This is a genomic window from Streptomyces jumonjinensis (genome assembly GCF_009600885.1).
GTDB lineage: Bacteria > Actinomycetota > Actinomycetes > Streptomycetales > Streptomycetaceae > Streptomyces > Streptomyces jumonjinensis.
This window is the reverse complement of sequence record NZ_VCLA01000194.1, coordinates 12,943-30,070: the sequence shown is the minus strand read 5'-3', so window position 1 is coordinate 30,070 and position 17,128 is coordinate 12,943. Positions and strand designations below refer to the sequence as shown.

Here is a 17,128-nt window from a genome sequence, read left to right as displayed (position 1 = left end):
CCCGGTCACGGTCCTCCGACTCGGCAACGCCTACCGCGTCGTCACCGCGGACCTCCACCGGCTCCTCGGCGTCACTGCCGGAGCGGTCACCCCGGACACTGACCCAGGCCCCTGAGCGCAGGGGGCGCATGAAGCTGTGCAATTCCAAGAAGTGCTCCGGAAAGCCGTGTTGCGCTCCCACGGCCTCCGCCTCTGGTTGGGGAGACTGCTCAGCAGCCGGAACTGTGAGTGGAGAGGAGCCCCCGTGGGCCAGGAGCCGTTGCTGCGAACCACTATCGGCGGGGAGATCGTAGATCTCCCAGGCACGCTGGAAGGCATCCGTGCGTCCCTGCCCGAGGAGCAGCGGAACGAGTTCGAGAGAGAGATCTGGTCCGCTCCGCTGACGGAGGTGCCGCTGATCGCCGCGCGCTGGGGCCGGCCGCAGGAGGCCCACGACGAGGACGAGGCCCTGGTGCAGCAGCTCAGGGCGGGAGACTTCAGCGGATTTACCAGCCTGGAGGACGACACCCTGGAGGCCGGGCGGTGACCGCCTGGCCCTACCGGGTGCGATATGCCGACGTGGCCCTGGCGAGCCTCAAGGCCCTGCCTTCTGAGACCCGGAGGAGATTCGAGGCGGACATCCGCCGACTTGCCGCCGACCCCTATGGACTGAATTCGAAGGCGCTCAAGGAACAGGACTACCGCGAGGCTGTGGTCGGCGGGTGCATCACCGTCTATTACGTCTCGACCACAGTCGAGATCGTATCCGTGACCCGGGTCCAAGGTCCACCCTGACTCCGGTTCCAGAGCGTTCCGGACAGGGCTGTATCCCGTGCTCCAGCCGTACGGAGCGGGCCCGCGGACGACAGCTCTCAGCTGACGCGCGCATCATCTCGGGTGGTGATGCGCGCGCAGCGGGCCGCGTAGGCCGACAGGTGCCTGCTACGGAATGCCTCCGCGTCCCAGTTGCCAGGGAGCACCTCGTCACCGGGCCAGACGTAAGCCCAGCCGTGGCCGCCTGACGCCAGGTGCAGCCGGCGAAGGTCGTACCAGTCGTCCTCGAAGGTGTCGAGGACGCGCCACTCCTCCGGGCTGAGGTCCGTCAGCAGGAGACCGGTGGCGGTGTCGTCGGCGGCTACCAGGCCCGGATAGACGCGGTTGGCGAGGGCCGCCGCGCGCCAACCTCGTGCGGTGGCGGGGACGCTGTCCGGTATTAGTCCGAGAAGTGCTTCAAGGACTTCCGGGAATTGGAGCGTTCCGTACACGAAGAGGACGTCCGGGTTGGCGGCGAGCCGGTCGGGCCCCGCGACCGCGGTCGCGGGGGAAGCCGTGGAGCGGTGGAGCATCGAGCCTCTTTCACATCGGGTGGGACGAGAGAACCATCGCGTCGTAGACGGGTGATTCCGGCGCGTGCTTGATCTGTCCCATGATGCGATATCCCCAGCGCAGATACGCGCTGTGGGCGGGCTCATTGCCGATGACGCAGGTGAGCGCCGTGGCCGTTTCCTCGCGCCCCGTGATGATGGTGTCGTGGAGCTGCCGGCCCAGCCCCTGGCGACCGTACTTGGGGCGAACCATGAGTTCACGGAGCCAGAAGACCTCGCCGTTCTCGACGGCTGTGCGGAGCTTGTCGCCGGCCCTGTCATCGAGGGACACCCACCAGGGCTTGTCCGCCGTCAGAGTCACTCCGTGAACCAACCCGACGACCTGCCCGTCCACTCGTGCCGTCACCGCCTCAAACCCGGGCATACCGAACGCCCTGTGGAGACGGTCCCCGAACATGTCAACGGTGAAGAACGGATCATCCACGTACGGAGGGACCGAATACACCTCGGAGTACGTGTCGACCAGCTCGTCCGCAACGGTCTTCGCGGTTACCCCGTCGTAGCGCTGGTACTCGGCTTCCATGCCGTGCACTTCCTTTCTCCGTTCACGCAGTATGCTCGTTGATTTGTTCCACCAGTGCTGCCGCAGTACGTCCACGGTGGCGTAAGGCAAGCCCATCGGCAACGATTCGGAGTTGATGAGTCGCCCGGGTCGAAGCCATGCCGCCTTCGATCAGACGGAGCGATTGGGTAGCGGCCTCGACAGTATGATCAAGGTCGCGGTTCTGGAGTGCGGCGATGCTCAGTCGGCCAAGACACATTCCACGATTCCGGGAATGGGCGACATCCTGCATCCTCTCCGAGCGGGTCAGCAGCTTCTGTGCCCGTGCGAATTGCCCAAGGTCGAGATAGCACATGCCCTCCAGGCAGACCATCTCGGATTCATTGAGGAAGATGGTCCAGTCGGGGTCCCTTTCTGTGGTCCCCTTCTCCCAGTGCTGCCAGGCACTTCGGATGCTTGCTGAGCAGGCGAAGGCGTCCCCAACGCGCGCGTGCCCCTGAGCTTCCCTGATCGCGAGCAGAGCCATCACTCGGGGAGGTGCACTCCAGTCCTTGGCGCGGAACAGCCCGAGGCGCGCGCACCGGATAGCCTCCCTGCCCTTATTCGGTATGTCGACGGCCTGCCTTGCCATAATGCTCAGAGTCCGGCTGGCGAGGGAGTCGTCACCCGTGAAATTCGCGGAGTTCAATGCTTCGGAGAAGTAATAGCGGGCTTCTGCTTGAAGGCCGGCGTCGTAGCAGAACCATCCGAGGCTGGCTGTGAATTTCCCGCAGATGGCGTGGAGTTCTCGCTCCAGGGCTTCGTTGTAGATGCCGCGATCGATCATCTGATGTACCCAGAGGAGCTGGGCACGCGTGGGCCTCCAGAGTCGATCGCCACCGGAGCGTTGATCAATCGCGTCCATGTCGTCAGCGGCATTGCGAAGGAGTTCAACCTCGGCTTCACCGATGCGCCAGCCGGAACCGTTCGACCTCCCCGAGTACGACAGCCAGGGAAGCGGCTGATCGGAGAGAGGGGCAGAGACGTCGGGAGCAACGCCGGGCGGTGTGCCGGGCGCATCTGTCGAAGCCAGGAACGGGACTGTTTCATGAACGGTCGGCCCTGTCTCGTACGGAGAGGTGAAGCCGAGCTGAGCCATCGACTGGCCGAAGACCGCTTCCAGAACCTTGCGCGCCACCGGGTGGGGCCATGGAGGAGAGGCACCCTCCCACTTGCCGTACTGCCGGACGCTGAAGCTGGGCCGCTTGTCGATCTCGCCGGCCGCGTGCATCCGCTCGGCCTCCTGCGCGAGATCCTCCACGATCTGCTCCTGCGTGCGTTGCAGGGCGGTTCGGGCCCGGCGCAGCGCGATGTTCCCCTGCTTCGGATCTGCCACAGCGGCAACCTCTCGCTCCAGATGACTCAACTCACCGTAGTAGCCCGGCAACGCTGCGACCTCGGCATCAAGGCAAAAGGGCGGGTAAAGGGCGGGTCGAAGGCGGCACGAGGGCAGTGAAGATTCCGGCGAAACGACCTGGTCAGAGCCCCAACACTTGGCTGCACTTAGTGATGCCGCACGCAGCCTGCGTCCGGCGTGTGGGGGGTGCCAACAACCTGGAGGTTCTTCCATGGTGATGAGCACTGCGTTAGCGCCCGAGTCCGATGTCACCAGCAGTTGGCTCGCGCAGGCCGCAGCCTTTGACGATGCGATCAACGCGTGGCGCCGCGAACCATTCCGGTCGCGGAATGTCCGTTGTGGGGTCGCCTTCGACGGCGTGCTCTGCAGGCGAGCGGTCGCCGAATTGGCCCACAGGATCCTGGACGCCTACGAGCAGCCCATCGGGCCAGCGGTCGTCAACACTGCGTTGGACCTCGTCCTCATCCTCGTACCGGCGGGGACGAGCAGCCAATGGTCCGACTTGATGGACGCGACCCAGTGGCCTCGTGGGGCCCGCCGCCCCATCTGTTTGGGGACGGGCCACCGCATCCTGATCCCGCCGTTGGAGCCCAAGGCCGATTCGGCGGCGTGCTGGCTGCAACCGCCGACGACCCTTGGCATGCACCCTCCCGACCTGACCAACCCTGTCCCGCTTGCCCGGTGCCTCGATCAGGCGAGAACTCAGTTCCTGACGGAGGAAACGCGGATGAGGTCCTCCCAGCACACCCTCCGCCATTGGACCTGGGAGGGATGACAAGCAATGAATTCCTTGACCGGCTCAGATGCCCACCCCGAGGGGGCCGCGTGATGGCCGTAACCCTGCACCGAGCTGTTGCGGCGGTCCGCCCTTCAGCCGGGCGCCATACCGTCGAGTTCGAGTGCGGCCACCCCGCGGTCGGTGAATCGATCAGTCCCCAGGACGCCCGCCGCGTCTCCCAGATGCGCCGCATCGGGCGGGCGGCCCTCCGCCGCTGGGGGTTTCACCGGACGGTGGACGAGGCCGAGTTGGTGATCAGTGAACTGATCACCAACGCCATCCAGAACGGCTGTGGCTCTGTCGGCTTCTCGGTCTCGTTCGAAGGGGCAACGGTACGCATCGAAGTCACGGATGGCTCCACCAGCCAGCCGAGCGTACGCAGACAGCACGACCTGTATGCCGAGAGCGGTCGCGGCATGCTGTTGGTCGACCAGATCGCCAGCAGGTGGGGTACCAGCGCCGATGGCACCCGTACCTGGTGCGAACTCCAGGGCGTGCTGGGCGCGGGCATGGAGCCCTCATGACAGGGCCCGGCCACGATCTGGCGCATCGGGTACCGAAGCGTGTGCCCACGGAACAGTGGGAGCCACCTCACGGTCGAGAGGTCCTCGAACGGTTGCTTGGTGCGCTCACGGGGCTCCAGCACGATCCTCTGCCTGTCTCCCTCGACGTGGTGCAGGCGTCCCTCGACTCCGTGATCGGGGAGGGCGCCTATCCGACCGGCCCGACCATCCAGGACCTGACCGGACGCCTGAGGGATCACCTGCGGGAGCTGGTCCCTGTGCTCCGCAAGCGAGCCGGATCCACCGCGCGAAGACGAGACGCAAAAGCTCTTCGGCGTGTGGAGTGCCTGCTGCGGGCTGAGGACCCGCTCACCATGACTCAAGCCCGTCAGTACCTGGACGATCTGGCAACCGCCACACGGGACATGCTCTGTTGCTTGGTCATCGGCCTCCCCCAGACGGGACCGCACCGGCTGGACTGGCACCGTCCGAGCGAGTCGAAGCATCCCGCGCCAGGGCAGCCGCTTGGTCGCTCGACGGGCCGTCTGCACGCTTCGTGCCTCGAATTTGCCCTGATCGCTGGTTACGGACTCTCCGGCGGGGTTCTATCCGGCCCGAGCCCCGAGAGCCTTCAGGGGGGTCGGCGATTCGTCGGCATCGGGTTCCGCGACGAACAGATGAAGCAACCCAGTCAGTACCGCTGAAGCTGAAGGAGCCGTTCATGAAGATTGATTTCATCGACCCCAGAGAGTTCGCCGCGCCTGTCGCTGTCGTCACCGGTGGATGGTCCCTGGAGCGCGACCGCTCCCTGCTTTCCGGCTCCACCGTCGCGGAGACCTTGCGTGGCCTCGGCGTCGAGACCCGGATGTTCGACCTGCGGGAGGACCGGGAGACGCTGGCGGCGGGACTGCAGGGCACCGAGCTGGCCTTCCTCGCCATCGCTGGACGGGGGGCCGAGGACGGTCGGCTGCAGGGGCTGCTGGAATTCCTCGGCGTGCCGTACACGGGCAGCGGGGTATTCGCCTCGGCTGTCGGGATGCACAAGACCACTGCGAAGGACATCGTGTCCGCCCGCGGTGTGCGCGTCGCGGCTGGCACTCCGGTCGTGCCGGGCACCGTGCCGGAGATCGAGGCGAGGCGCATCGCCGACGCGCACGGGCTTCCCGTGATTGTGAAGCCGGTGAGCGAGGGCGGCTCGATCGGGCTGACCCTGGCCCAAACCCCGGAGGGTCTCGCCACCGCGATCCGGGAGGCGAGCGAGGTCCCGATGATGGCCGAGGCATACATCGACGGCCGGTCGGTCAGCGTCGGAGTCCTCCAGGATCACGACGGTGCCCTGCATGTCCTGCCGCCGCTGGAGACAGCGACCGACGAGGGCGTCTACTCCTTCAGGGCCAAGCGCCAGCAGGACGTCACCACCTACCACTGTCCGGCGCAGTTCCCCGAGGCCGTCCTCCAGGATCTGGAGATCGCCGCCCGCCGATCCCACCTCGCCCTGCACTGCCACGGCTACAGCCGCCACGACTTCGTGGTCTCTGCTGAGAAGGGCGCGGTGTGGCTGGAGGTCAACACCCTGCCCGGCTTGTCGCGCCGGGGGAACCTGGCGCGGATGGCGGAGGCCGGCGGGCTCTCCTACGAGCAGCTCCTCGCCCACATCGTCCGCAGCGCACGCACCGACCGCCGTCGCCAGCCCTGAAGGAGCCCGACATGTCGCTGCTGACGTCCCACGACATCCTGGCTGCCGCCGACCGGATCCACCACCTGGTGGCGAGGACTCCGCTGCTGACCTCGGCTGCAGTTGACGAGCGCTTCGGCCGGGAGATCGTGATTAAGGCCGAGAATTTGCAGCTCACTGGCAGTTTCAAGATCAGGGGTGCGGTCAACGCCGTGGCCGCTCTCGCACCCGGGTCGCGCGGGGCGGGCATCGTAGGGGCGTCGTCCGGGAACCATGCCCAAGCCTTGGCACTCGCGGCGCGGCACTTCGGGGCCCCGGCCACCGTGGTGATCCCCGCCGACGCGCCGGACACGAAAGTCCAGGGCATCAAGGCACTCGGCGCGAAGATCGCCACCTACGACCGGACGATGGGCCGGAGGGACGAGATCGTGCACGAGCTTTCCCAACAGGAGGGTCTGTCGATCGTGCCCTCGGCCGACTCCCACCCAGTGATCGCCGGGGCCGGTACAGCGGCGTGGGAGATGCTGCGGGAACGCCCGGACCTGGCCGCGATCCTGGTGGCGGTCGGCGGAGGAGGGTTGGCCGCTGGCACCGCCCTGGCCGCTTCCGACCGCGAGACGAAGATCAGTGTGATCGGAGTGGAACCTGCCGCCGCCGACGACACCTACCGCTCCCTCGCCAGCGGTCGGCGAATCCGGATCCCCGTGCCGTCCACGATCGCAGACGGACTCGGCCACACCCAGCCGGGTGCCCTGACGTTCGAAATCAACCGAAGACTGCTGGCCGGGGTGGTGACGGTGCCGGAGCCGGTGATCGCCGACGCAATGGCCTGGCTGTGGCGGCACTACCGGGCAGCCGCCGAACCGTCCGGGGCCGTCGCCTTTGCCGGACTCCTGCATGCTGCGGACCGGCTTCCGCCCGGTCCGGTGGGCGTGATCCTCTCCGGCGGGAACGTCGACTGGACCCTCTACCGATCTCTCATCGACACCGCCATGACCCGAGAGGACACTCATGTTGCCGCCCTGCTGCGATGAACCCGCCCCTGGAGTGCCCCGGCCGGTGCACGACGTACCAGTCGTCACCCAGTACGCCAGTCCCGAACTCGTCTTCGCCATCGCCTACGAGGGCCACGACCCGGGCGCCGACCCGGGCTGGGCCGTGAGCGGCGCGGCCTCGCAGGAGGAGTACCGGACCTGGAGTCGGCATCTGTGCGGGATGGCCTGCCTGCGGATGGCCCTCCTCCACCGGGACGGCCATGCCCCCACCCTCTTCGACCTTCTCGCCGGGGCCCGCCAGTACGGCGGCTACATTGTCGAGGAGGACAGGACGATCAAGGGCCTCATCTACGGCCCGTTCGCCCACTACGCCCAGGGCGTCCATGGTCTGGCCGCTACCGTGCGCCCCCAGCTGACGATGGACGAGCTGACCGGCCTGCTGGACGGCGGCCGTCTGGTGATGGCGTCGGTCGCCAAGGGCATCCGGGTCCCGCATGAGGACCCGCCGCGCCGGGGCGGGCACCTCGTCCTCGTACGGGGCCGCACCCCCGAGGGGAACCTCGTCTTCAACAACCCCTCCGGCCACACGCAAGTGGCCAGGGAGGCGACGCTGTCCGCCGACCGCTTCGCCGACTTCTTCGCCGGCCGGGGCATCGCCCTCGACCTCCGCCCCCGCACCCCCTCGTCGGCCGCCGACCGTACGGCCCCGGCGTCTCGCTGACCTGACCGGAAAGAACAGCCCGTGGAACCCATGTCCCTCGCCGCCGTCGCCAGCGTGGTCGACGGCCTCCTCACCGACGTACCCGACCCCGACGCCCGCGTGACCGAGCCTCTCGTCTTCGACTCGCGCACCGTGAGGCCGGGCAGCCTCTTTCTCGCTCTGTCCGGAGAACACACGGACGGGCATGCCTTCGCCGGGGCCGCCGTCCGGGCGGGGGCCGTCGCCGCCCTGACCCGGCGCGCGGTGGGCGCCCCGGCCATCGTGGTGGACGACGTCCTCGCTGCGGCGGCCCGGCTCGCCGGGCACTTGGTCCGCTTCTGCCTGCCCGAGACCACGATCGTGGCGATCACCGGCTCGGCGGGCAAGACCAGCACCAAGGACCTCATCGCCCAGCTCCTGCCCGCCGCAGGCCCGACCGTCGCCACCGAGCAGTCCTTCAACAACGAGATCGGCCTGCCGGTCACCGTCAGCCGGGCCACCACCGGGACGCGGTTCCTGGTCCTGGAGATGGGCGCCCGTCACCTCGGGAACATTCGAGACCTCGCCGCCGTCGCCCCGCCTGCGATCAGCGTCGTCACCAACGTCGGCACCGCCCACCTGGGAGAGTTCGGCGGCCAGGACAAGATCGCACAGGCCAAAGGCGAGATCGTCGAAGCCCTGCCACCCCACGGCGTGGCCGTCCTCAACGCCGACGACCCCCTGGTCCTGGGCATGCGCGACCGGACCAGCGCCCGCATCGTCACCTTCGGCACCACCGACAACGCCGACATCCGCGCCGCCGACATCACCATCGACGCCCAGGGGCAGCCGCGCTACACCCTCATCACCCCCGAGGGCAGCGCACCGGTCCGCCTGCGCCTCGCCGGAGAGCCCCAGGTCTTCAACTCGCTCGCCGCCGCCGCGGTCGCCCGCGAAGCCGGCCTCGGCGTGGACGAGACCGCGAAGCTGCTCAGCGACGCCACGGCCCAGTCCCGGTGGCGCATGGAGACCACCGTGCGCGCGGACGACGTCACCATCGTCAACGACGCCTACAACGCCAACCCCGACTCGATGCTCCACGCGCTCCAAACCCTCGCGTCCCTCGGCTGCGCACGGGAGGACCGGCGCACCATCGCGGTCCTGGGACAGATGGCCGAACTCGGCGCCGACTCCCGGGCCGCCCACGAACAGGTCGGCCGGATCGCGGCGGCCCAGGGCGTGGACCGGCTCATCACCATCGGCGGCGACGAGGCCCGGTGGATGCAGGAAGCCGCCACCGCCGCCGGCGGAATCACCGCCGTCCACCTGCCCGACCAGGTCAGCGCGCTCGAACTCCTCCGAAACACCCTGCGCGAGGGCGACGTGGTCCTGCTCAAGGCCAGCCGGGACGTCCAGCTCCAGCAGCTCGCCGAAGCCCTCCACCAGACCACCGGCTAGAGCGGCCACGGTGCCCGGGGCCCGGCCACCGGCCCCGGGCGGCTCCCGCACCCCTTGCTTCCCCCTTCTCTGAGAGGTGACTTTGCCGTGCCCGAATCTCTGAGAGGTGACTTTGCCGTGCCCGAAATCGGAACCGCCCAGGAACCGCCCGCACGGGCGGTCGGCGCCCGCGCGGTGATCTCCGCCGGCGGCTGCACGCACCGTCCGCCGTGTCCGGCTCCGGACGCCGAGGACCGGTCCGCCGCGGTCTCCGTGAGCCGGGACTGCCTCGCCGGCTGGGCCCTCCTCTGCAACGGCGTCGTTCATTTCGACGGAGGAGAAGTGCTGCCGAACGGGAAGATCATCGCCCCGCTGGCCCAGGCCGCCGCATAAACCTCCAGGCCGCTGCCCGGACGTCCGGTACCCCGCCCCCCACCCTCGTTCACCCGGCCCCAGAGCCGAGGAAGGCAGACCCCCATGCGCTCACCCGCTCCGGCCGCGCCCCCGCAGCGCGGGATCATCGAGGAGTACCTGCATGAGAACGGCCTCGCCTACCCCACCTACGGGGGGCCGTACGAGGGCTGGATCCGTCCCACGGAAGTCAGCCGGGTGCCCACCGGAGAACACTTCCAGGCCGTCCGCGTCCCGTACGAGAGCGCCATGCGGACCCTCACCGCCCACCCGGGTCTGGCGCACGGCCCCGTCGTGGTCAACGACTACCCCCGCGTCGTCACCTTCCTCATACCCCGCAGCACCCGACCCGGGCACTGGAACGTCCCCGGTACGCGGTTCCTGCGCCCCGGGGTGATCGTGGAGATTCCGCCCGCGGTCGCGGTCCGCTGCCGGGACATCCACTGGCTCACCCCGCCCGGTACCCACCGCGACTACACGGTGGCCGACCTGGTCGCCGCGCTGACCGGCTCCCCGGCCTCGATACCGATGCCAGCACGGCCCCGTGCCCGCACCCCGCGCTCTCCCCGGCGCCGCGCCGCCTAATGGGAGCTACGTCCCGACCACCCACCCCACCCAGCAGAGAGAGACCCTGCCGTATCGATACCACCGGGCTGAGCGACCACCCCATCCTCCTGATCAGTCTGTCGTACTGGCGCCTCGCCGAAGTCCTCACCCCATGAACAGTTCCGCTCCCAGCCCTCGGGAAGCCGCCATGCCTTTTTCCACCGCCATGCTCGATCACCGTTACGAGCGGCTCGCGCCGGACGCCCAGCACACCTACCGGCTCCTGGGCGCGCTGCCCGGAACCGTCGTCATCGACGCGGACCTCACCGCAGCAGCGTCAGCGCTCGACTGGGATTCGGCCGACTCCGTCCTCCACACCCTGGCCGAGCACGAACTGGTGGAGCCCTGGGCCTCCGGGGCGAGGCGCCGCTACCGGCTCGCCTCTCCCGGACACGCCCGCCACCAGGCCGGGGCCCATGAACCCTCAGACGGGCAGAAGGCCGCTGTTCGGCGCGTGTGCGAGTGGAGCGTGATCTGCTCGCTTGTCGCCCGCCAACAGCTCCTGCCCCGGCGTCCCCTCCTGGCCCGCGCGGCCACGGAACGGTGTCGGGTGCCGTTCGCCGATGACGGAGCCATGCGCTGGCTGGCCGGACACCGGTCGACCCTCCGCACCATGCTGTGGACGGCCACCACCAACGGGTGGGACGAGTTGTGCTGGCAGCTTGTTCACGGCCTGTGGCCGCTGCTCGTGGACCGGCGGCCCGTCTCCTTGTGGGCCGAGGCCACCCACCTGGGCCTGGCCGCAGCCCGCCGGACAGGCCACGGGCCGGCCGAGCGGGAAATGCTGTTCTACGGTGCCACCGGACTGATCGCGGTCGGTGCCACCGAGGACGCCCTCGGCTGGTTCACCGACCTGCGGCAGAACGCCCGCGCCGCTGGCGACGGTCACGACGAGGGCCGGGCCGCGTTCGGACAGGCCCTGTGCCATCAGGAAGCCACCCGGCCCGACACCGCCACCTTCTGCCTGGACCAGGCCATCGCCCTCTGGCAAGGATGCGGGAACGACGACGGCGTGGCCCTCGCCTCGGTCATCGCCGGAGAGATCGCTCTCGCAGACGGCGACCTGCCCCGGGCCACCACCCTGCTCACCCGCGCCCTCGGCCTGCTGCCCCCGCCGGGTACCAGTTTTGACGCCGCCTGCGCGCTCGCCCTCCTCGGCCGGGCCCGCCTCCGTACCGGCCACCACGAGCAGGGCCTCGCCGAACTCCACCAGGCCCTGAAGGCGTTCGAGGACACATCCGAAACCCGCTGGCAGGCCCGCACCCTCGAATACCTCGCCTGCGAAGCCTCGGCGCACGGTCATCACGACACCGCCCAGCACCTGCTCAAACAGGCCGCCGCCCTGTACGAGCCCTCGCACCCCGGCGACGAGATCACCCGGCTGCTCGCCCGCCTCCCCTGACCGAACCGTGTACCAGAGAGATGAGATCCATGTCCCCGATCATTGACGACCTGCCCCAGCTCCCGTACGCGAAGCGCATCAGCCCCGAGGCCATCGCCAACACCGCCGCGAAGATGGCCGCCGCCTACAACGAGGGCTCCAGCATCCGGGCCGAGGCGACCGGCCGGTCGTACGGCTACGTCCATCGCCTGCTGGGCGACCGCGACGACGTCACCTTCCGCAGCCGCGGTGGGGCGACGCGCAAGCGCACCACCTGACCGGCCCCGGGCCGCTGCTGCCCATGCCCGGATGCCCCGGCAGTCCGCCGACCACGGCCGGGGTACGAGAACGCCCTTCTGTCCAATGACAAGCGAGAAAAGAGGTATGCCCCATGACGTACGAGAGCGATACCTACGGTGAGCGCGCCGCCGACCAGTACGACCACCTGTACGGGGACTTCACCCCTCCGCCCGAGCAGATCGTGCTCCTGGCCGCCTTAGCGGGCGACACTCCGGCGGTGGAGATCGGCTCCGGCACCGGCCGCGTCACCCTGCCGCTGGCCGAGCGGGTCCCCGTCGTCGCGGTCGACGCCTCCAGCGAGATGACCGACCAGCTCACCAAGAAGACCGGCCACCTGCCCATCACCCCGGTCACCGCCGACGCCGCCCACTACCGCCACGCAACCTCCGTCGACCTGGTCTTCGCCTGCTTCAACACCTTCTTCCTCCTGGCGAGCGAGGCGACCCAACGAGCCTTCCTCACCCGGGCGGCAGAGATGTTGACGGCGCAGGGTGTCGTGCTGATCGAGACCTTCGTCCCCCGCCCCGGCGAGCGCCTTCCCGATGGTCCGCACCCCGGCGTCTTCCCGCACCAGCAGACCGTCTCCCTCAAGCGCCTCGCCCCGGGCACCACGGTCCTCTTCGCCGCCGAGAACCACCAGGAAGCCGGGGAGTTCCACTACAACGAGGTCGTCCTCGAAGACGGCGCCCTGCCGCGCGTCCTGCCCGGACAGATGCGGTACTGGCAACCCGATGAGATCGACACCCTCGCCACCGGGGCCGGCCTCACCCTGCGGGAACGCTGGGCCGACTGGAACCGCACCCCCTACGAGCCGGGCACCAGCACCAAACACATCTCCCTCTACCAGCGCACCAGCCACCCGTAGCCCTCTGCGGGCACACCAGCCCGCCGCGCCCCGGGCCCACGCCTCCCCGGGCCGCGGCGGGCCGTCCTTGACCAGTCCTGAACGAGGGAACAGCCCTTGCCGCCCCACGCACACAGCCGCGACGCACTCGACCGGGTGCGCCGCGCACTCGACGTCCTCGCCGCCTGGGACACGACCACCACCGTGGGCGATGCCGCCGCAGCCGCCCGGGAGATCGGCCCCCTGTTATGGAGGGAGCTGACCCTCCGCAGCCTGTGGGATTCCCTGCCCGCTCGCGACCACGCCGCCGTGTCCTGGTCCGTCGCCCTCGGCATCCAGACCAGCCACGCCTGCGCCACCCAGGGCAAGACCCAGCGCGTCGCCCGCGACATCACCGAGCTGATCAGCGAAACAGCCCACTGGGCCAGGGCGTGCGACCCCGGCGCAGCGGACCGGTGGCCCGAGGCACAACCCCGCCGCGCCCACTACGGCAACGCCGCCCAGCAGCTCTGGCAGCGCTACCAGGCCCTGCCGCACCCCTGGAAGATCAGGATCCTCCGCGAGATGGAACCCCCACCGGGCCCTGGTCGGGGCCGACGCCGCCTCCCGTTCGCCACCGCCCTGGCCAGCGCCGAGAAAACACCGCCCCCGCCCACCTGCACGGCCGACCACCCCACCGACGCCCTGGTGCGCTCCCTCAGCCGGCGGCCGTCCGGATGGCAGGTCGAGATCATCCGCCGGATCGTCGCCGGGGCTGGCCCGTACCGCACCAACGCAGCCGCCGACGAGGCGATCCGCATCGTGAGCCACCAGGGCGTCCGCCTCATACAGCGGCCCTCCATCACCGAGATGGCCCGGGGCTGAACGAGCAGCCGGAGCAGGCCGGGGGTCAGGAGCGGTGGCGGTGCTCCGCCGCAGAGGCCAGGTCGCGGCAGAAGTCGCCGAAGCCGAGCCCGGCCGCTTCCAGGGCCATGGGATAGGTGCTGGTCAGCGTCATCCCGGGTGCGACGTTGGTCTCCAGGATGACGACCTTGCCGTCGCCGGTGACGATGGCGTCCGTACGGGACAGGTCCCGCAGGCCCAGGGCCCGGTGGGCGGCGAGGGCGACACGGGCGGCCTCTTCGGCCGCCGCCGGGGGGATCCGGGCGGGATGGTGGAACTCGACCGCGCCAGGGGTGTAGCGGGCGGTGTAGTCGTACAGCCCCTCCGCCACGATCTCCACCGGGGGCAGCGCGAAGGGGCCCTCGCCCAGGTCGGCGACCCCGATGGCGATCTCGGTGCCGGTCACGAGGCGTTCGATCAGCGCCTCGTCGTGGTAGGCGAAGCACGCCATCAGCGCCTCCGGGAGCTGCTCGGCCGCGTCGACCCGGCTCACCCCGAACGCCGAGCCGCCCGCCCGCGGTTTCACGAACAGCGGCAGCCCCAGCCTCTCAATGATCCGGCCGGTGAGCGCGGCGGCACCCAGGTCGTGGAACGCCTCCTTCGGCAGCGTCACCGACGCGGGCGTGACCAGCCCGGCCCGCGCGAACGCCTCCTTCGCCACCGCCTTGTCGAACGCGGCCCGGCACGCCCCCGGCCGCGCTCCCACGTACGGGACCCCGGCCAGCTCCAGGATCTCCTTGATGGTGCCGTCCTCGCCGGCGGTGCCGTGCAGGACCGGGAAGGCCACGGCCCCGGAGGCGTCGGCGAGTGCGGGCAGCAGATCCGTGCCCACGTCCCGCAGGTCCACCTCGACGCCGACGCGACGCAGCGCGTCGGCGACCTGGGCGCCGGACTTCTGGGACACCTCGCGCTCGGGCGAGAGGCCGCCCGCGATGACGACGACCCGCAGATCGGTCATTCCTTCTTCTCCCTTGGTGGTCGTCATGCCTGGTCGGGACCGGGGGCCTGGGGGCCGGTGCTGTCAGCGCGGGCCGAGGTGCCGAAGGTGTCCCGCAGCCGCACCTCCGCCCCGATCACGTCCGCGAGCCGCCGCACCCCGTCGTTGATCCGCTCCGGCGGCGGGTAGCAGTACGACAGCCGCATGGCCTGCCGTCCGTCGCCGTTGGCATAGAAGCCGGTGCCGGGGACGTACGCCACCCTTGACTGGATCGCCCTCGGGAGCATCGCCTTGGAGTCAAGGCCCTCCGGCAGCGTCACCCACACGAAGAAGCCCCCGGCCGGGCGGGTCCACGAGACCCCGGGCGGCATGTACTTCTCCAGCGCGTCGAGCATCGCGCCCCGCCGCTCCCGGTACATCTCCCGGAAGTTCCCGAGCTGTTCCGGCCAGGGTTGGGTCCGCATGTAGCGGTCTACCGCGAGCTGGTTGAACACGGCGTGCGAGAGCATCGCACTCTCGGCCGCGAGCACCAGCTTCTCCCGTACGGCCGCCGGGGCGAGCGCCCACCCGACCCGCAGCCCGGGGGCGAGGGTCTTCGAGAACGAGCCCAGATAGATCACATCGGCGGGGGCGTCGGCGCGCAGTGCCCGCAGCGGCTTGTCCGCGTCCAGGTGCAGGAGTCCGTACGGGTTGTCCTCCAGGACGAGGACCCCGGCCCGGCGGCACACCTCCACCACCCGGGGCCGGCGCTCCTCGGTGAGGGTGACGCCGGCCGGGTTCTGGAAGGTGGGCACGGTGTAGAACAGCTTCGCGGGCCGCCCCTCCCGGGCCAGCCGGGCGAACGTCTCCGCCAGCGCCTCCGGCACCACCCCGGCGTCGTCCATGGCGACATGCACGACGTTGGCCTGGTAGGCGGCGAGGACACCGATCGCGGTCACATACGTCGGGGCCTCGGTGACCACGGTGTCCCCGGGGTCCACGAACACCCGCGTCACCAGGTCCAGGGCCTGCTGCGAGCCGACCGTCACCACGACATCGTCCGGATGCCCGTCGATGCCCTCGGCCGCCATCACCTCACAGATCGTCTCCCGCAGCCCCAGATCACCCTGCGCGGAGCCGTACTGGAGCGCCACCGCGCCCCGTTCGGCCACCAGTTCCGCCATCAGCGCGCCGAGCGCGTCCATCGGCAGCGCCGCCACGTTCGGCATCCCGCCCGCCAGCGACACGATCTCCGGCCGGGAGGCGACGGCGAACAGAGCCCGCACCTCCGAGGCGACCATCCCGGCCGCCCGTGCCGCGTAATGCCCGCGCCACGGATCCACCCGCGAACCCGGCCGGGAAGGCTCGTCAGACTGCATCGGCACGCTCCTGTCCGTCACTGTCCAAGGCCACCGACACTACCGAGCGCGCATGATCACCGCGCGGCATTCCGCAAGGCCGCGCCCCTCCTGCCGGGGCCGGAGGAACGGACGAAGCGTCGTTTTCCCTGCTACGCCGTACGGGACGCCCCGGTGCCGACCAGCAGCTCGCCGCGGACCTGGGCCAGGGCCCCCATACGGTCGCGCGCTTCCTGGAGCTGGGTGCCGCAGGCGCGGGCGGCTTCGGCGGGGTCGTCGGGGAGGGTGGCCCGCAGGAGGCGCTTGTACTCGGGGAGGGTGTCGCCGGTGGCTGCCGTGGCGGGGAGCCGGCGCAGGAGGTCGGCGGCGGAGGTCTCGGAGAAGTCCCACTGCCCGTCCGCGTGGCGGGTGGAGCGGATGACACTGCCCGCCTCCGGTTCCAGAACCAGGTGGCAGCCGTCCCCGCCGAGCAGGGTGCTGAGCAGCGGAAGGCGGACAGCCCGGGGACCGGCCAGCGCGACGGCCTCCTCGGGAGTTGCGGCGAGGCGGGGGCTCGCGGTGCGCTCCGAGGTCGCGAAGGGCATGCCCGGCCAGGGCGCGACCGTGCGTTCCGTACCGCGGACGGACGATTGCCCGCTCCCGGCGGCCGGGGTGGTGTCCTCGTCGGTTCCGGCCCAGGTGATGACCGTGGCGCGGGCACCGGGGAGGGAGGCGGGGAACAGGACGTGCGAGATCACCTCGATGGGCTGGTTGCCCATGGAGGGCAGGGCCATCTTGAACAGGTGGCCGTCGCGGGACTCGGAGACGGCCGCGACATCGGTGTCCCAGAACCGGCCGCAGACGGGGTCGGCCTTCACATCGGTGATCAGCTTCGACAGGTCGGCGTCGTGCGGGTAGCGGGTGCTGGCGTACCGGAGCAGCTTGATGTACTCGGCGGCGTGGTGATTCCAGTCGACGTACTGGAAGCGGGCCTCCGGGCTGAGCATGGCCCAGCGGATGAGGTTCGCGCCCGGCTCGCGCACCCAGGGCCACAGGGCGGCCATGGCGGCGTTGTAGCCGATGATGTTCCACACCCGGTCGGTCAGGTACGCAGGGTTGGGG

21 protein-coding genes are annotated in these 17,128 nt (G+C 70.0%); 15 read left to right on the top strand and 6 right to left on the bottom strand.

What is annotated here, in order from left to right; all coding sequences use genetic code 11:
* Positions 1-259: 259 nt before the first annotated feature.
* Both FF041_RS32605 and FF041_RS32600 read left to right on the top strand, forming a co-directional pair.
* On the top strand, positions 260-526 hold the full coding sequence (locus FF041_RS32605) for a hypothetical protein (protein WP_153482451.1): 267 nt from the start codon (positions 260-262) through the stop codon (positions 524-526).
* Positions 523-774, top strand: a complete 252-nt coding sequence (locus FF041_RS32600; RefSeq protein ID WP_228388797.1) for a type II toxin-antitoxin system RelE family toxin — start codon at positions 523-525, stop codon at positions 772-774. The genes FF041_RS32605 and FF041_RS32600 overlap by 4 nt, the downstream gene beginning before the upstream one ends.
* Before the next feature lie 77 nt (positions 775-851).
* Here the strand turns inward: FF041_RS32600 and FF041_RS32595 are convergent, their stop codons facing one another.
* Genes FF041_RS32595 through FF041_RS32585 form a run of 3 tightly spaced genes read right to left on the bottom strand, consistent with a single transcriptional unit; the run spans position 852 to position 3,241 of the window.
* The gene (locus FF041_RS32595; protein ID WP_153526096.1) at positions 852-1,325 is read right to left on the bottom strand and encodes a gamma-glutamylcyclotransferase family protein; all 474 of its coding nucleotides are present in this window, start codon (positions 1,323-1,325) and stop codon (positions 852-854) included.
* A 10-nt stretch (positions 1,326-1,335) separates the two neighbouring features.
* Complete coding sequence (locus FF041_RS32590; RefSeq protein WP_194292269.1) at positions 1,336-1,887, bottom strand: GNAT family N-acetyltransferase; 552 nt, start codon at positions 1,885-1,887, stop codon at positions 1,336-1,338.
* A gap of 22 nt (positions 1,888-1,909) precedes the next feature.
* Positions 1,910-3,241: a hypothetical protein gene (locus tag FF041_RS32585; protein WP_153526094.1), complete on the bottom strand. Its 1,332-nt coding sequence runs from the start codon at positions 3,239-3,241 to the stop codon at positions 1,910-1,912.
* 232 nt (positions 3,242-3,473) lie between these two features.
* On the opposite strand from FF041_RS32585, the gene FF041_RS32580 reads away from it, so the two are divergent.
* The 13 genes from FF041_RS32580 (at position 3,474) to FF041_RS32525 (ending at position 13,735) form a co-directional block, all read left to right on the top strand.
* On the top strand, positions 3,474-4,037 hold the full coding sequence (locus FF041_RS32580) for a hypothetical protein (RefSeq protein ID WP_153526093.1): 564 nt from the start codon (positions 3,474-3,476) through the stop codon (positions 4,035-4,037).
* Between the two features lie 53 nt (positions 4,038-4,090).
* On the top strand, positions 4,091-4,564 hold the full coding sequence (locus FF041_RS32575) for an ATP-binding protein (protein ID WP_153526092.1): 474 nt from the start codon (positions 4,091-4,093) through the stop codon (positions 4,562-4,564).
* The gene (locus FF041_RS40650) at positions 4,561-5,247 is read left to right on the top strand and encodes a DUF6415 family natural product biosynthesis protein (RefSeq protein WP_350805067.1); all 687 of its coding nucleotides are present in this window, start codon (positions 4,561-4,563) and stop codon (positions 5,245-5,247) included. The genes FF041_RS32575 and FF041_RS40650 overlap by 4 nt, the downstream gene beginning before the upstream one ends.
* 17 nt (positions 5,248-5,264) lie before the next feature.
* Positions 5,265-6,239 (top strand): D-alanine--D-alanine ligase family protein, encoded by a 975-nt coding sequence (locus FF041_RS32570; RefSeq protein WP_153526091.1) that lies wholly within the window; start codon positions 5,265-5,267, stop codon positions 6,237-6,239.
* 11 nt (positions 6,240-6,250) lie between these two features.
* On the top strand, positions 6,251-7,252 hold the full coding sequence (locus tag FF041_RS32565; RefSeq protein ID WP_153526090.1) for a threonine ammonia-lyase: 1,002 nt from the start codon (positions 6,251-6,253) through the stop codon (positions 7,250-7,252).
* Between the two features lie 25 nt (positions 7,253-7,277).
* Entirely contained in the window at positions 7,278-7,934 is a 657-nt protein-coding gene (locus tag FF041_RS32560) for a C39 family peptidase (protein WP_323393367.1), read from the top strand.
* A 21-nt stretch (positions 7,935-7,955) separates the two neighbouring features.
* Positions 7,956-9,350 carry a UDP-N-acetylmuramoyl-tripeptide--D-alanyl-D-alanine ligase gene (locus FF041_RS32555; RefSeq protein ID WP_323393366.1) on the top strand — a complete coding sequence of 465 codons (1,395 nt, stop codon included), beginning with the start codon at positions 7,956-7,958 and terminating at the stop codon, positions 9,348-9,350.
* Between the two features lie 117 nt (positions 9,351-9,467).
* Entirely contained in the window at positions 9,468-9,722 is a 255-nt protein-coding gene (locus FF041_RS32550; protein WP_323393365.1) for a DUF5999 family protein, read from the top strand.
* Between the two features lie 84 nt (positions 9,723-9,806).
* On the top strand, positions 9,807-10,325 hold the full coding sequence (locus FF041_RS32545) for a hypothetical protein (RefSeq protein ID WP_153526088.1): 519 nt from the start codon (positions 9,807-9,809) through the stop codon (positions 10,323-10,325).
* A 169-nt stretch (positions 10,326-10,494) separates the two neighbouring features.
* Positions 10,495-11,748, top strand: coding sequence for a tetratricopeptide repeat protein (locus FF041_RS32540; RefSeq protein ID WP_153526087.1), 1,254 nt, complete (start codon positions 10,495-10,497; stop codon positions 11,746-11,748).
* Between the two features lie 29 nt (positions 11,749-11,777).
* Positions 11,778-12,005 carry a helix-turn-helix domain-containing protein gene (locus FF041_RS32535; protein WP_194292268.1) on the top strand — a complete coding sequence of 76 codons (228 nt, stop codon included), beginning with the start codon at positions 11,778-11,780 and terminating at the stop codon, positions 12,003-12,005.
* A gap of 113 nt (positions 12,006-12,118) precedes the next feature.
* Positions 12,119-12,892 carry a class I SAM-dependent methyltransferase gene (locus FF041_RS32530; protein WP_153526086.1) on the top strand — a complete coding sequence of 258 codons (774 nt, stop codon included), beginning with the start codon at positions 12,119-12,121 and terminating at the stop codon, positions 12,890-12,892.
* A 96-nt stretch (positions 12,893-12,988) separates the two neighbouring features.
* Positions 12,989-13,735 carry a hypothetical protein gene (locus FF041_RS32525; protein ID WP_153526085.1) on the top strand — a complete coding sequence of 249 codons (747 nt, stop codon included), beginning with the start codon at positions 12,989-12,991 and terminating at the stop codon, positions 13,733-13,735.
* A gap of 25 nt (positions 13,736-13,760) precedes the next feature.
* Here the strand turns inward: FF041_RS32525 and FF041_RS32520 are convergent, their stop codons facing one another.
* The 3 genes from FF041_RS32520 to FF041_RS40185 all read right to left on the bottom strand — a co-directional run.
* The gene (locus FF041_RS32520) at positions 13,761-14,738 is read right to left on the bottom strand and encodes a D-alanine--D-alanine ligase family protein (protein ID WP_228388796.1); all 978 of its coding nucleotides are present in this window, start codon (positions 14,736-14,738) and stop codon (positions 13,761-13,763) included.
* Positions 14,735-16,048 (bottom strand): aminotransferase-like domain-containing protein, encoded by a 1,314-nt coding sequence (locus FF041_RS32515; RefSeq protein ID WP_153526084.1) that lies wholly within the window; start codon positions 16,046-16,048, stop codon positions 14,735-14,737. Before FF041_RS32515 ends, FF041_RS32520 begins: the two co-directional genes overlap by 4 nt.
* Before the next feature lie 131 nt (positions 16,049-16,179).
* The coding region (locus FF041_RS40185; RefSeq protein ID WP_153526189.1) for an MmyB family transcriptional regulator at positions 16,180-17,128 on the bottom strand (949 nt) is incomplete at its 5' end.

Coding starts and splice junctions, on each gene's coding strand:
- FF041_RS32595 (WP_153526096.1), bottom strand. CDS start 1,325: ATGCTCCACCGCTCCACGGCTTCCCCCGCGACCGCGGTCGCGGGGCCC.
- FF041_RS32590 (WP_194292269.1), bottom strand. CDS start 1,887: ATGGAAGCCGAGTACCAGCGCTACGACGGGGTAACCGCGAAGACCGTT.
- FF041_RS32580 (WP_153526093.1), top strand. CDS start 3,474: ATGGTGATGAGCACTGCGTTAGCGCCCGAGTCCGATGTCACCAGCAGT.
- FF041_RS32575 (WP_153526092.1), top strand. CDS start 4,091: ATGGCCGTAACCCTGCACCGAGCTGTTGCGGCGGTCCGCCCTTCAGCC.
- FF041_RS40650 (WP_350805067.1), top strand. CDS start 4,561: ATGACAGGGCCCGGCCACGATCTGGCGCATCGGGTACCGAAGCGTGTG.
- FF041_RS32570 (WP_153526091.1), top strand. CDS start 5,265: ATGAAGATTGATTTCATCGACCCCAGAGAGTTCGCCGCGCCTGTCGCT.
- FF041_RS32565 (WP_153526090.1), top strand. CDS start 6,251: ATGTCGCTGCTGACGTCCCACGACATCCTGGCTGCCGCCGACCGGATC.
- FF041_RS32545 (WP_153526088.1), top strand. CDS start 9,807: ATGCGCTCACCCGCTCCGGCCGCGCCCCCGCAGCGCGGGATCATCGAG.
- FF041_RS32540 (WP_153526087.1), top strand. CDS start 10,495: ATGCCTTTTTCCACCGCCATGCTCGATCACCGTTACGAGCGGCTCGCG.
- FF041_RS32535 (WP_194292268.1), top strand. CDS start 11,778: ATGTCCCCGATCATTGACGACCTGCCCCAGCTCCCGTACGCGAAGCGC.
- FF041_RS32530 (WP_153526086.1), top strand. CDS start 12,119: ATGACGTACGAGAGCGATACCTACGGTGAGCGCGCCGCCGACCAGTAC.
- FF041_RS32520 (WP_228388796.1), bottom strand. CDS start 14,738: ATGACGACCACCAAGGGAGAAGAAGGAATGACCGATCTGCGGGTCGTC.
- FF041_RS32515 (WP_153526084.1), bottom strand. CDS start 16,048: ATGCAGTCTGACGAGCCTTCCCGGCCGGGTTCGCGGGTGGATCCGTGG.